A 13,986-nucleotide genomic window follows, 5' to 3' on the forward strand; every position below is an offset into this window, starting at 1 on the left:
AAACTTACGCTTATTGTTATTGGTATTATAATTGCCGTGGTACTATGTTTATTGGTGCCAGCTCCCATTTTTGTGGATTAATAACTGCTGGAATAGGTTGTTCTTTTATTTTATCGCACCTCTAACTCGGTTTCAATTCTTGCCTTTAGTTGATTTAGTTTGGCCTTGTTTTCCCGGTGTATGGACACTTCATGAAACAGCTCTATGGCCAACGCCTTTTTTGCTGGTTGTTCAAAGCGTTCTGGTTTGCACCTCTTGATCAGTGATGTATAGGTCTTTTGAGCTTCATGAGAGTCCGGTGTATCTTCAGTTGTAACAACTAATTTCCATTTTTTGATCTCATTGTATTTTTTCTTATCCTTTCTAAAATTTCTTTGAACGCCTATTAAAACACCTGTCATAATAAGTATGACCAATACTTCTATTAAAATTGTGGCCTGCCACCAATTTATTTCTGCCAGTGCGTTTAACATGAATTATTTTATGCGATATCTTATTTATTAGGAAAGACCAAGTCCACCATTGTAAGGGATCCCCCAATCCTCTTAGTGGCAGACCGGTCTTATATTGTTCTTGCACTACGTTCTATGGCAATGCTACATTTTGTTAACCTCTAATGTTTTCGGTTTGTTGGGTAAACCTACGGAGATAAGAATTCTAAACTTTACGGATTTCCGTAAGGCGGTAAAAAATCTTTGAAGAGAAAATTATATTTTACCTAATTTCACCAGTTTGGCAATTAGGTGGTGGGTGTTCTTTGCACCAAACTTATCAAAAAGTCGGCCTACCTTTTTGTCTATGGTACTCTCGCTGCTGGGGCTTATTTTTTCTTCTTTCAATTTCTGTGAAATTTCCTTTTTGGTAAGGCCTTCAGAAAGGTTTTGAAGAATAAAAAGGTCATAGGAATCCAGTTCTAGAACTTGGTTAGAAGTATTAAGATTGATTTGAGGAGATACATAGGTTCTGTTCTGCAAGGTTTCCTGTATGGCCATGACCAGCTCATTTAAACTATTGCGCCCTTTGCAGACGTACCCGTTAATTTTATAGTCCTTGAACAGGGAGTTTATTTCCATTGGATTGTCAACCATGCTGTTTACAATAATTTTTATGTTGGAATCCAACTTTCTAATAGCTCCGATCAAATCTTTGCCAGACTTCAACCTTCTTTCTACCGGGCCTTCTTGAAAGGATAGATCTGTTACCAAAAGGTCAAATGGTTCCCCATCATTGTGGGCCACCTTTATTCTGTTAAAAGCATTATCACAATAAAGTTCTTCCTGTATATGTTCTGCTTGTAGCTTGTTTTCCAAAGTATTGGCAATGCCCTTGTTAGTATCTTGAAAATCTTCGGCAATGAGTATTTTTTTAAACATATGGAAGCTGTTATCGCGGAATTTCAATGAGAGCTTTAAAGCCCTCTCCCTTGTTGGACTCAAAAGTAATGCTTCCTCCAATGGAAAGAATACGCTTTTCCGTAATGAGGAGTCCGTTTTTTTTAAGTAGGTCTTTTTTTGAGGCACCAACGCCATCATCTATATACTCAATAAGTAGGTTTTTGTTTTTGATTTTAAATTGCAAACCCACTAATGAAGCGTTACTGTGCTTTTGCATATTGATCATCAATTCTTGAAGTACTTTATAAATGGTTCTTTTAGTTAATTCAGACAGGGAGTTCCATTCAATTTCCTTACTTCCGGTAACCAACAATTGGGCATCTTGGCAATAGGTGCCCATCATACCAAAAAGGCTCTCTTTAAAATTTGGGCCTGTATCTACGTCATTAATTTTTCTGGAGAATTTTCTACTCTGGTCATATAAACCACCAATTACGTCTAACACGTCATTGGATTGATGGTTGTTTTGCAGCATAATCATTGCGTGGTTGAGTTTGGAGCCAAAATCATCATGCATTTTCTTTGAAAGGGAAGCCTCCGTTTCATAAATTGCCCGTAATTGGGCATTTTTGCTTTCTTGCTTTAGGCGTTTGTTCCGCTGGATGATAAAATAGGATGCAAACATAGAAAACACCAAAAGTACAATTAAGGTAGCTACCGCTATGATACGTTGATTTTTAAACTTTATAGTCTGCAATTCTTGCTCAGCGTGGGCTTTTTCTAATCTTAAAATGGATCCTTGCTTCTGTTTATCGTCATAGATGTATTTGGCAAATTGTGTCTTAACCTTTAATTCCTGCGCATAGATACTGTCCTGTAATTGGATATACCTATTTTTTAAGGCGATGTTAGTGGGTTCTAAATCCAATAACATTTGAAGGGCATCAATTTCTGCTCTTGGAATCCTTAAACGTTTTGATAGGTGAATGACACTGTCTAAATAGATTTTTGTCTGTGAAGGATTTTGTTTTTTAAAAAATTCCGCTAAATGGGTATAGCTGGCAATTTGTCCTCGGTAGTCTTTTAGATTCCTTCTTATCTTTAGAGGGGTAACAAAGTTTTCCTTTTTTACTTTTTCCCCGTTCAGCCATTGTGTGTAAGCGAGGTTGTCCAATACTCGGGCATATTGTCGTTTATTTGTTCTGAGGAGACTGTCATCTACAATGCTTTCTAATAGCTGATAGGCCTTTTTGAAATTAGAAATGTCAATATAGGTCGTTGCCAAATTATTGGTAAAGACCAATTTGTCCATTTTGCTATTGGAAATTGTTACCGCCTGTAGGTAGGACTCAATGGCCTCCTCATAATTGAGTAGTTTTCTATGGTTGGTGCCTAAGCTATTATAGCATTGGGCAATCATCGTGGAATCCTTCATATACCTTAAACCCTCTACCAAGGTCTCTTTGCTGCCAAAGAAGTCATTTTGGTCTTTTTGAATAACACCAATGTTCAAAAGGGTTTGCGCCACTTGGGTACTGTCCTTTAACTTTAAGTGATAGTTTTTGGCCTTGGTATAGTGTAAAACGGCCTCAGGAAAATTATGGTTGTTTTGAGACTGATAATAGCCTAAGAGGTAGTGGTATTTTGCAAGAGCTTTGTTGTTTTCAATCTTTGGCTCTTTTGCTTCCAACAATTTTCCGTAATGTAATAAGCTATCAAATTCCCGAAGTTGAAAATGAAGAAATGACTTATAGGAAAGCACTTCGCCTAAGACAGAGTCGTTCTCATGGGTGAATTGTTTTTGGTAGGCTTTATTAATGGATTCCTTCCTCTGCTTCAGGGTATATTCTTTATTATATGCGCGTTCAATTTGGGAAGCATCGCTGTTATCATCACGTGTATTTAGATTGTTTTCAATCGTGCTTTTTTGGGAACAGGAACCCCATAGTACGATAATTAGGAATGGGAGAATTGTTCTCAGTTTGGTCTGGTTAATAGGTTGCGAATGATGCTTAGGTGAACCAAATTAAGCAAAAAAATGGACATAAAATTTTGGTGAAAGATAGTTTGTTATGTGTTTATTAATAAAACCTGAAGTTTTATGTTATTTTTAAAAAAGTTGAAAATAAATATATTAATAGTTTTTAAACGTTTACAAATGAAAGTAATTGTTTTATAACCGAGTGTAGTTTGAATCCCGTTTTATGTTTGCAGTGTCGGTGGTTAAGAATGCCGATAGTATTAACTGTTTAACGTAAAACTTATATTATGAACGCCTTAAAAAACAAAGTACAGTTGATTGGAAACTTGGGTCAAGACCCAGAAATTGTAACCCTGGAAAATGGAAGTAAACTTGCCAAATTTTCCATAGCCACTAGCGAGAGCTATAAGAATGCGCAGGGAGTAAAAGTAGAAGATGTACAATGGCATAATGTGGTAGCTTGGGGAAAAACTGCGGACATCGTTGAAAACTATTTGGAAAAGGGAAAGCAGGTTGCCGTAGAAGGTAAGCTTACCCATAGGTCCTATGAAACTAAAGAGGGAGAGAAGCGGTACATTACCGAGGTAAGATGTAATGAACTGTTGATGCTCGGAAAGTAATTGATGAATTTGACTTGTAAAGGGCGGTGAAAACCGTCCTTTTTTATTTTAGATAATTACAAGGGATTACCTTACGGAACGTTCTAACTTTTTTATCCGTTTTTGAATATTTTCCAAATCGGGAACGGTTGTAACTTCCTTTTGCCTCGCTTTTTTAAATGACTCTAAAGCTAAACGTAGGTAACCTTTTTCTTGATAGTAACGACCCACGGTGTAATGAGATTCCCAAAAATTAGGATTAAGAGCAATGAGATTTCTCAGTTGTCCATGTTCTATATCTTTTTTTTCCGCAATAGCTTGGGAGATTTCGGTCTTTAATTTCCTATAGCGTTGGTAATGTTTAAAAGCCAAGCTATTTTCAAAGGGATCAGCCGCAATGGTCTTTTCAGCATTGTTGAGGGTAGCGGGTGTGGCTGCTCGGTTTTCTTTGGAAAACACTTCATTTAAATCATAGCTTACAAATTCTCCCAATTGAAAAGGATTGCTTGATACCCACACTTTTAATTCTTCCGGTTGAAAAACAATTCCGTGATGGGCCAATAGTTGGTTCAAAGCCTTTTCATTACCGTAGCCAATAAGCTCATCATCCAATCCCTCTCGGTTCCTTAGAATATCAACTGCGCTATCAGGTGTAACCTTTGGTGTTTGGGCCAATAGCTCTTCCATACGTTCATAACGGTATTGCGAGTGACTTTCAAAAATATGTTTTTGATTCTTTTTGTCATCGGCATAGGTACCGGACTGAAAATGGTTGGAACATATGAGCTGGTTTCCATTGTCAACCTCATAAACTCCAAATTTCTGCGGAGAGACTTCTATTAATACGGCTTTATCATCTTTGGCGCTTCCTACAAAAATTGATTCGGACACAAATACTTCTCTTTTTTTGGCAATCGCAATGGCCTCCTCAATGTTAGAGGCATATTGTAAAATTTCTCTGGTAACTAGAGAAATTGGGGTTTTTGCCACCAAGGGGAATTGAGATTTGCCGGCATTGATGGTTACCGTTAATCCTTGGTCGTTCATGCCGCTAACAACGCCGATCATTCCTCCCCAAGTAACGGACATAAATTTGTGACCTTCATCCGGGGCCACAAAGGCAATAATCTTATTCTTGGCAAAATCATCGCCTGCATAAAAATCAAAGTTTCGGGCAATGATAAGATTTCCGTCTGCAGAATGGTTTCCCCAAGCGGCAAAGGAAGAGCAGCCAACCAAAGCCAAATCCTGCAGGGCATGGCCAATATCATGTGCCCCATGAAAGTACATCACCCTTTGATAGGGTTCTGCAATATGGTTGTAATCAGATGAGGCATATTTGCTAATACCATAAAGTTCAGCTTTTAGGCGTTCATCCACATGCAAATACATTTTTCTATTGAACCATGCCAAAAATTTCCTTAGCCATTTTTGTTTTCCTTTGGAAGGTACCAATTCGTCTATCTTTTTTACGAACACATGCTCCTGTTCATTAAAAAGTTCTTTGGTGAGTTTTCCATTTTTAAGGCCAAGTTCATAGGCATTACCACTTATGTAGAGCTCCCAAAGGGCGTGTTGGTTTTTAATTAGAAAATTATCGTCTAGATGAAATGTAGTATCGTTTACTTTTACCCTTTCCGGTACATCCACTTCATAGGAGCTTAATTGGGGCTGGTCCTCTAAGGATTGGGAAACTCCACAGGAAACCAAAAGGAGTACGATGAAAATGTAGGTGAAAAATTTCAAGACGAGGCAATGTTTTTTAAATAAGGTTTTGGGCCTTTAAATTTCGTTCTGTACGTTTAATGGCCCATCGATCTTTATAATCCAACCACTTTTGTCCTGCGTATTTTCGCGTAATGTTATCAATATGCCTCATGATCATTACATTATATAGCATGTTGGCAAATCTAGATGGTTTTCTAGGTAAAGCCCTTAGGGTCATTGAAAATCCGCCGTTAAGGTATCTGATAGAGTGCCAGTACCCACTTGGCATATAGAGGGCATCTCCGTGTTTCATTTCTGCCCGTATGCCTTCTGCATATTTGAGTGCAGGATATTTATCAAAATCAGGCTTATCCATATCAATATCCTCTATATTATGAATGGAAAAAGGCACTTTGTAAAGGTATTGGGTTTGTTCTGGCGAAAAGAGGGTTACTTCTTTGTTTCCGTCAAAATGAAAGTGCATGGCATCTGGTAAATCAATATCATAATGCATAAAAACCTTGGATTTTCCTCCACCGAAGAAGAGGGCCGGAAGTTTTTTAAAGAACTTGAGACCTAGGTCTGGATACTCAAAATCCTGCAAAAGTTCTGGCATCTCTTTTAGAATATTATAAAAGAAAATTCTTAGGTCCGTTGGTTCCGTTTTAAGAAGTTCTACATAATCATACAACTTCATTTTTTTTACCGGCTCATAAACACTTTGCTTGTCCTTGGCAGGTTCATTATTGTATAAAGGAACTATCTGATCGCCCGCCTTTTCTTGAACATACGATAGTTTCCATTTTTCAAAAGCAGGCCAGTCCTTGGTCAAACCGGTGATTAACACGGGTTTTTGTGGTTTATAGTGGTGTTTGATAAAATCTTCTTTGGAAATATGCTCCACTGTAGTGACCGGACTTACCTTGAATGTTTTCATTCTACGCTTATTTTAGTGTCTTTCTCAGAATTGCAATGCGTTATTTTATGGAGGAGATATTCACTGCCCAATATTTCAGAACAAGTAACCACACCGCTAATGGTTACCCCCAAAATACCGTGCATATTAAGGCTTTGTCCCGTTAAGAATAGGTTTTCAACCTTAGTGCGTGTAGAAATGAAGGAACGTAGCGGGTTTTCAACATCCTTAACGTATCCGTACATAGAGCCTCGGTTGCAACCAATATAATCTCTATAGGAAAGGGGGCTGGAGGTGTAAACGGATTGTATACAATCTCGAAGGTTGGGGAATTTTTTAGCGACCTGATCGATGAGGATTTCTGCCTTTTCCGCCTTGAACTCCTCATAAGTCTGTCCCCTGTCGTTTTTTGCCGCAACGGTGTTAAAGGTACCGGCCCACGGCTCCACTTCATCAAACCTCATATAGGTAATAGCCGTAAGTTGGTCTGCCCATTCATCTTGATTTTTTCGGGTACCCATGGAAATCATATAAGTCTCCGGCCAACTTTTTTGGGTGTATTCAGCTCCTGTCCAAACCTTACTGGGGTCTTTAAAGTGGTAATAATTATGGTTAAGGTATTTAAAGGATTCTGGCTTTAGTACTATGTGCACGCTAAAGGCGGAAATGGTACTTTCCATATTCGCAACACGCCTATTAAACGGTTTTTTAAAGTTATGTTCGCCAGCAAGTTTTATCGTGGTTTTGGGTTCAATATTAGAGATAAATATATCACCTTTAATGATATGCCCTTTTGCGGTACGGGCAGCGGTAATTTTACCATCTTGGCTGTTAAAACCTATAACCTCTTGATGTTTAAAGGCCTCTCCGCCATACTCCTTCAGTTTTCTTATGAGTATTTTGGTTATCTGACTTCCGCCATCGGCACATCTATAGGCACTTTCTATAAACGAATTAACTGAAAGGGCATGTACATAAAAGGGTGTCTTTTCAGGGTCGCCTGCGTAAAGCAGGTTGGATCCGGCCAAAACTGCTTGAAGTTTCTCGTTCTTGGTTAGGGAATCGATAAATCCCTTCGCTGGAATTTTAAAAAGGTCGGAATCTTTATGATAGGGCTTGCCCAGTTCTAGCTTGTATAACGGGAACCGATTGCATATTTCCTGTAACTTTTTACAATACGTACGAATGGCTTGCTCTTCTTCTGGAAAGAGTTTTGTAAGTTTCTCTATAAAGTTTTCATATCCTTGGGCATGAGGATATTCTTGCGCGTCATTGTCAAAGGTTACAATATCAAAACCATCTATATCCAGTTTTTTAAGGTCAAGCCCCTCTAAAAGGCCCAAGTAATCAAAATATCTGTATAGGTTTTGGCCCTCATCCAAGCCGCCAACATAATGTACGCCCGTATCAAAAATAGTGCGTTCCCTTACAAAGGTTTGTAGATTACCCCCAAACTGATTGTTTTTTTCCAGGACGCAAACAGATTTGCCCTCACGGGCCAAGATATTGGCGGTAACCAAACCTCCCATACCGCTTCCAACAATGACTACATCGTAGAATTCCTTCACTGGATATCTTTTTTGAGCATTATAAAGGTATCATTTTGAAGTAAAACTTTGAAACCTAAGGGTACTTGGTGAGTCCTTTCTTGTGAAAATTGTACGATGGTCTCAATATTAGAGAGTAATTCTTTGGGAAAATTGGACAGGGCAAAACGTTCCTTTTCAACAATTATGGTTGTCCCCCTGTTTTCTAAAGTTGATTCCAAATTGTCTTCCACCGTTATTTTACTGTACCGATGTGTCAAATAATGATGGGCTAAAATAGACCGTTCATGTTCATGCTCTATATATGCAAAAAATTTACGGTCAATGGAGTCCAATGAAAGTAATAGTGGAAGGTGAATATTTCTATCAGTAATATACATTGTTTGATCCTTCTCTTCCAGCTCGTAAATTAGCTGGTGGTATGCAGATTGTCTTTTTTTCAAATCTTCCCGCACATATTTAAAGAGTGCATCCCCTTTATATCTAAAGTTTTCCAAAATGGTTTTATGCCAGTAGACAGGAGATTCCAGTTCCTTGCGCCAAGCCCTGAATTCACTTCTAAAATAGGCGCCAACCTGTTTTGCCCTTTGTGTATATGTTTCACCAAACCGTAAATCTTTAGGCGAAATTCTATCTAAGTATTTGGCTGTTATACTGCCATCCCTAATAACAAAACTGCCTTTGGGCGACACTTCGGATGCGCCATGAATCATTACGGGAACGATATCCAAATTCAGCTTTTCCGCTAAATAAAAAGCTCCTTTGTGAAATCTCCCAATTTTATTTGAATTGGACCTAGATCCTTCTGGAAAGGCAATGATGCTGAATCCCTGCTTTAATTTTTCTCGTAAATGGGCTTCACCTCCATCAATTCCCCCGGATACGGGGTATGCCCCTGAAAGTCTGGCGGCACTACCTATTATTTTAGAATTATACACATGGTCCTTTACCAAATAAATGGTTTTTGGGTGTAACATTCCCATAACCAGAATATCAAGAAAACTACTGTGATTGGCTATCAATAATGCGGGTTGGTCAAATTTTTCCCTTTCTAGATGAATCAGCTTCTTTTTTACAAAAGGATTGGTGTACAAAACCGATTTCATAAAACTGGAGGTTAACCGGTGAAGTCCCATATTTTTATTCTTCGCCGCTTTAGGATTTAACTTTAAATAACCCCAGGAGTAAAGACTTAGAAAGAGACCGCCCAGATCAAAATAGGCGAAGGATAATAGCGAATGGATGAGCACTCTTGGTGTAATAGGTCTTTTGTTACGATTACCAATAAAAAGTTGAAACAATAAAGGTTGCACTATAAAAGCGGTAAATGCTGCACAAAAGATTCCAATAAGGGAAACCGAAGAAATAGTATAGAGAACCGGATGCTTGGCAAAAATTAGGACGCCCACACCCGCTATTGTTGTGATTACAGATAGAATAATGGAAGTTTTATGGGTGGATAAGGCACGCTCTCCTGTCCGGTATTCCGTAAGTAGTCCGTTCGTAATGAAAATACTATAATCTACCCCCAGGCCAAAAATGAAACTGCAGATAATTATATTGAATATGTTGAATTCCAAGCCTAATAACCCCATAATGCCAACGGTAAGAAACCAAGTAAGAAATATGGGAATAGCGGTAATCAACGTTAAGACCAAACGCCTATAGAAAAGAAATAAAATTAAGATTACTGCAATTAGGGAATAGCTCAAAAGTTCGTTAAAATCGTCTTTAAGACTACCTAAAAATGACTCGTTTACCTGCTGCCGGTCTATAAGAAGGGTGTTCTCCATGTTGGAGAACTTCTGGCGAACTTCAGTTAGGTACTCAGTATTTATTTTGGCTAAAGAAGTGACCGTAGTTGTTTCCCCTTCCTTTACCAAATAATCTTCAACCGGAAAGGCCTTAATGCTTTTAACTTCTTCAATACTTAAATTGCCAAAATCCTTCTTTAAAAAGGAATAAAATTGATTAAAGGTGGTTTCCTTAAAACCTAATTTGTTCCCGCTTTCTACTAGATTATCAGTGAGATTTTTAATTCTTTCCGGAGACCAAAATTGCTGCCAGGCGTTGGTTTTTTCATTTTGAATTTTGTTCGATTTGACCAACGAGCTGATCGAGCCAAAATTCAGTACTTTATTTTCAGCTTTTAATTCATCCAGCTGGTTGAATATATGGTCGTTCTGTTCTAAAACTTTCTGAAAATTGTCTCCATAAGTAGCCAAGTAAATGGACTTAGAGCCCATGTCCGTTAATTTTTCTAATCGCTCACGTGCTTCAATAAGGGCCTTGGTCTCATAATTTAACTTAGCAATGTCTTTATTGAATTGTACCCTTTGATAAGTAAAAACGCTGACCACCGTGATAATAAATAGCATTATAATAGCCCATTTGTTCCTATGTAGCGGATGTGCCGCCAATCTATCCAAAACAGTTGTCTTGGATATAATAGCCTTTTGGGGTTTATAGGCTAGGGGAATAAAAAGTAGTGCGAATACCGATGCACCTAATACGCTAACAGCTGCAAAAACACCTAAATCCTGCAAGGCTTGTGAGCTTAAAAACAATAGGCAGAGAAATGCGGATGCTGTTGTTAGACTGCTCATTAATACCGCTGGCGCTACCTCCTTATAAACCGAAGTAACCGTATTGCCTTCACGCAAATGGGTGAGTATGTGCAGTCCATAATCCAAAGTTACACCCAATAGAACGGAACCTATACCTAGGGAAATAGCGGAAATATCCTCTCGTATCAAAACAAGGATGGCAATGGCTAAAAGTCCGCCAAAAAAGGCAGGAGCAAAAAGAATAAAAGGTAAGGTCCACTTACGATAAAAGATAATGAGCAATAATATGAGCAACGTCATTGCAATGCTTACCGTAAATTGAATGTCATGCTTTATCTGTTTTGCGTTACTTACGGCGCTTAACGCCGCACCAAAGTATTCTACTTGAATCTTCTTGGAATATTTGCTGTTCAGATGTTCTTGAAGTTGGTATAGGGCTTCAGCAAAAGGAGCATTCTTATTGGTCTCGTTGGAGCCAAATGTTGGAGTGATAAAAAGTAGAATACTTTCCTCGTTAGCATCCACCAAAAAGCCGTTTTTTACCTTAAAACCTTCGCCAAAGCCTAATTTTTGTAATTTTTTAAGTCCTATAAAAGACAGGCCTAAGGGATCCTTTACAATATTTTTTTTAGCAACGATGCCAGCTGGGGATATCAACGTACGGTAGTTGGCTTCCGTAATTTTTGCAATACTGTCCGTTGCTAGTTTGGCCTCTATGGTTTGATAATCTTCGGCATCCAGAAACAATGGAAGATTTTGGTTGACGAGGTCAAAAGAAGACTGGATAATATTGTCCTCTACTTTGCCCTGGATATTTTTTATGAACTCGCCTTGGGAAGCATTTAAACTGTCTAAAAATTCACTTGCGTAGGTAGTTAAGTCTTCCGTTGATCCTTCTTTTCCTTTTCGGATGTTGACAATAATCTTATCCGTAAAGGTGATGGATTTTAACAGCTTTTGAACCCGTTGCGTTTCCTCGTTAACAGGTATGAGGGCGCTGATATCATCATCAAATTGTATCTGGCGTATGATGGTTGCCAATACCGCCAAAAGCAGAAGAAATCCCGTTAAAGCTATCCATTTTTTGGAGGCAATCCATTGGTATGTCCTTAAAAAAATATCACCCATTTCCTAGGCTCATTTTTTTGCGTTTGGCTATTTGATTAAGGCTAAAATAACCAATGATACCACCCATAACGGAAACACCAACTGCCAAAACAAGGCTGCCAATGATGTAGGCCTTTACGCCCTTAAATGCCAATAAATTGTCTTTTAAATTTTCGAGGGATAAAAACTGTTCCTCGCCCAGAATCCATCCACCTACTTGTAAGCCTCCCAATAAAATAAAAGGTATAAATGGGGGGAGACTTATATTGCTAAAAGCAAAGGCAATGGGCTTGTTAAGCTTAAACAAAAAGGCACCACCAAGTACTAATAGGGTGTGTAGGCCCCAAAACGGACTTAAGCCAACGAAAAGACCTAATGCTATGGAAAGAGCTTTCTTTTTTGGGCTGTCCGTATGGCCTAGGACATCTTCAAGTAAAAATCTTTTAACCCCTTTTTTTTTAATTCTTCTAAAAAAATCCCGAGGTTTTATATACACCAAAGCAATAATAACCAAAACGGTGTTAAGCACGCTGATACGTGCAAAATCTGGAACTGTTCTAAAGTGCGATACCCGTTCCTCTTCATTATAGGAAATTTTAACCGGGAGATTTTTTACCATTGTTCCGCTCCATGCGGCCCTTACGATGACCTCAATTTCAAATTCAAATTTAGGGGTTCGGAATGTGAGGTTTTTTAGGGTGTGAAGTGGGTAAAGCCTAAACCCGCATTGGGTATCGTTTAATTTGATGCCTGTTTCAAACCAAAACCAGAAATTGGAAAATTTGTTACCAAAGCTACTTTTCCCGGGAACGTCAAGCTGGTTCATGTTTCTGGAACCTATGTAAAGCACATTTTTTGTTTCTTCATTTTTTAGGGCATCGAGAAATACAGGTATATCTTCAGGATAATGCTGCCCGTCAGAATCTATGGTAATGGCAAAATCATATCCCCTGGCCACGGCTTCTGCAAAACCTACTTTTAAGGCGTTGCCCTTCCCTTGGTTTTTGGACAGGTGCACTTGCGAAATCTGCGGAAAATCTTGAAGAATAGTTGAAGTGGTATCTGTAGCCCCATCATTGACCACAATGATATCCTTGGTGTACAAAAGAATTTCATTCAAAACCCGTTTTAAGGTTCTGTCATTATTGTAGGTAGGAACAAGGACGCAACATTTAAGTAGCTCCATGTCTTTTTGAACAGTAGGGATATTCACTGGCAAATAGGTCACATTTAGTTATCGGGGGTACATGAATAACTGCCATTCATAAGAATTAGTATCCTTCTTTAGAGGTTACATTCGTACGTTAAAGTTGTTGCGCCCCGTATGTTGGTTCCAATTCAAAGATAAGGATTAGGAAGTCTAAAACAATTGCTTTTCCTCTTCCGAAAAACTTTCAGATTTTTTAATATATCCCTTTACAAAGTTTTTGGCGCCTTGGGATTTAAGCTCTTTATAATGCTTTAATATGTAGTCTTTGTCTTCGTCAACGTTGCTGTGGTACCCTAGTATTTTAGGTAGATTTTCCTGAATGCTCAGTCTTAGGCAACGTATTTCAACATTTCTGGAATCAGCTTCTATGGCATGTTCCAACAACTTTTTCCCATCTTTAAAGTATTCCTTTTTCGCCTTAAATCCATCGGCATATTGTGCCATCATTGTAGTGACAGCTCCTTTATAGGCTACTTTGGTAGGATCATCATTTTTAGCCACTGAGGTTAAGTCGCCGTAGAGCTCCTTTAAGGCCTTTTCACTTTGGGCAGCATCAATATAAGCTTCACGTATTTCATCAATGGAGCTGGCGCCAAAAAAGATAGCAAAGGCGAAGATGGAGACAAACAGAAATTTTAGGCCCATGTTATTACAGTGTTTTAAAAGTGGCGTTCAATTTTAATGCCAGAGTGTCCTCAAAGTATACGGTGGTCTTAACCTTGTATTGATTTTCACTTTCTGTGATTTGTAATTGAAGCTGAATAACGTCATTTTTTTCAGGATTAATGATCGCCATGAACTTTACATTTGATGCTACCGACAAGAAAAGATCTTTTTCGGTCTTTTTCTCGGTTAGCTCTTTGATCATTTGAATCATACAGACACCGGGCATTACCGGATTGCCAGGAAAATGACCTTCAAAAACCTCATGGTCTTTGTTTAATTGTACCGATGCCTCTAGTTGATTTTCATCGGGTTTAAATTCTAAAATGGTATATAAGCCTTCAATTAACATGAA

11 protein-coding genes are annotated in these 13,986 nt (G+C 38.4%); 1 reads left to right on the forward strand and 10 read right to left on the reverse strand.

Annotation, left to right across the window (positions count from 1 at the left end; translation table 11 throughout):
• Nucleotides 1–110: 110 nt before the first annotated feature.
• The 3 genes from IL355_RS04355 to IL355_RS04365 form a co-directional block, all read right to left on the reverse strand.
• Complete coding sequence (locus IL355_RS04355) at nt 111–473, reverse strand: hypothetical protein (protein WP_192460949.1); 363 nt, start codon at nt 471–473, stop codon at nt 111–113.
• A 234-nt stretch (nt 474–707) separates the two neighbouring features.
• Nucleotides 708–1,373, reverse strand: a complete 666-nt coding sequence (locus IL355_RS04360; RefSeq protein ID WP_192460950.1) for a DNA-binding response regulator — start codon at nt 1,371–1,373, stop codon at nt 708–710.
• Between the two features lie 10 nt (nt 1,374–1,383).
• Nucleotides 1,384–3,024, reverse strand: a complete 1,641-nt coding sequence (locus tag IL355_RS04365; protein ID WP_192460951.1) for a tetratricopeptide repeat-containing sensor histidine kinase — start codon at nt 3,022–3,024, stop codon at nt 1,384–1,386.
• A 578-nt stretch (nt 3,025–3,602) separates the two neighbouring features.
• On the opposite strand from IL355_RS04365, the gene IL355_RS04370 reads away from it, so the two are divergent.
• Nucleotides 3,603–3,935, forward strand: coding sequence for a single-stranded DNA-binding protein (locus IL355_RS04370; protein WP_187458220.1), 333 nt, complete (start codon nt 3,603–3,605; stop codon nt 3,933–3,935).
• 66 nt (nt 3,936–4,001) lie between these two features.
• Here the strand turns inward: IL355_RS04370 and IL355_RS04375 are convergent, their stop codons facing one another.
• From IL355_RS04375 to IL355_RS04405, 7 genes are all read right to left on the reverse strand, one after another.
• Nucleotides 4,002–5,660, reverse strand: a complete 1,659-nt coding sequence (locus IL355_RS04375) for a C45 family autoproteolytic acyltransferase/hydolase (RefSeq protein ID WP_192460952.1) — start codon at nt 5,658–5,660, stop codon at nt 4,002–4,004.
• Between the two features lie 16 nt (nt 5,661–5,676).
• Nucleotides 5,677–6,558, reverse strand: a complete 882-nt coding sequence (locus IL355_RS04380) for a cupin-like domain-containing protein (protein ID WP_192460953.1) — start codon at nt 6,556–6,558, stop codon at nt 5,677–5,679.
• Nucleotides 6,555–8,105, reverse strand: coding sequence for a phytoene desaturase family protein (locus IL355_RS04385; protein WP_192460954.1), 1,551 nt, complete (start codon nt 8,103–8,105; stop codon nt 6,555–6,557). The genes IL355_RS04380 and IL355_RS04385 overlap by 4 nt, the downstream gene beginning before the upstream one ends.
• Entirely contained in the window at nt 8,102–11,779 is a 3,678-nt protein-coding gene (locus IL355_RS04390; protein WP_192460955.1) for a 1-acyl-sn-glycerol-3-phosphate acyltransferase, read from the reverse strand. Before IL355_RS04390 ends, IL355_RS04385 begins: the two co-directional genes overlap by 4 nt.
• Complete coding sequence (locus IL355_RS04395) at nt 11,772–12,971, reverse strand: DUF2062 domain-containing protein (RefSeq protein WP_380081202.1); 1,200 nt, start codon at nt 12,969–12,971, stop codon at nt 11,772–11,774. Before IL355_RS04395 ends, IL355_RS04390 begins: the two co-directional genes overlap by 8 nt.
• Before the next feature lie 147 nt (nt 12,972–13,118).
• Nucleotides 13,119–13,613, reverse strand: a complete 495-nt coding sequence (locus tag IL355_RS04400; protein ID WP_192460956.1) for a hypothetical protein — start codon at nt 13,611–13,613, stop codon at nt 13,119–13,121.
• 4 nt (nt 13,614–13,617) lie between these two features.
• Nucleotides 13,618–13,983, reverse strand: coding sequence for a hotdog family protein (locus IL355_RS04405; RefSeq protein ID WP_192460957.1), 366 nt, complete (start codon nt 13,981–13,983; stop codon nt 13,618–13,620).
• Nucleotides 13,984–13,986 lie beyond the last annotated feature (3 nt).

This window comes from Euzebyella saccharophila (assembly GCF_014855495.1).
GTDB lineage: Bacteria > Bacteroidota > Bacteroidia > Flavobacteriales > Flavobacteriaceae > Euzebyella > Euzebyella saccharophila.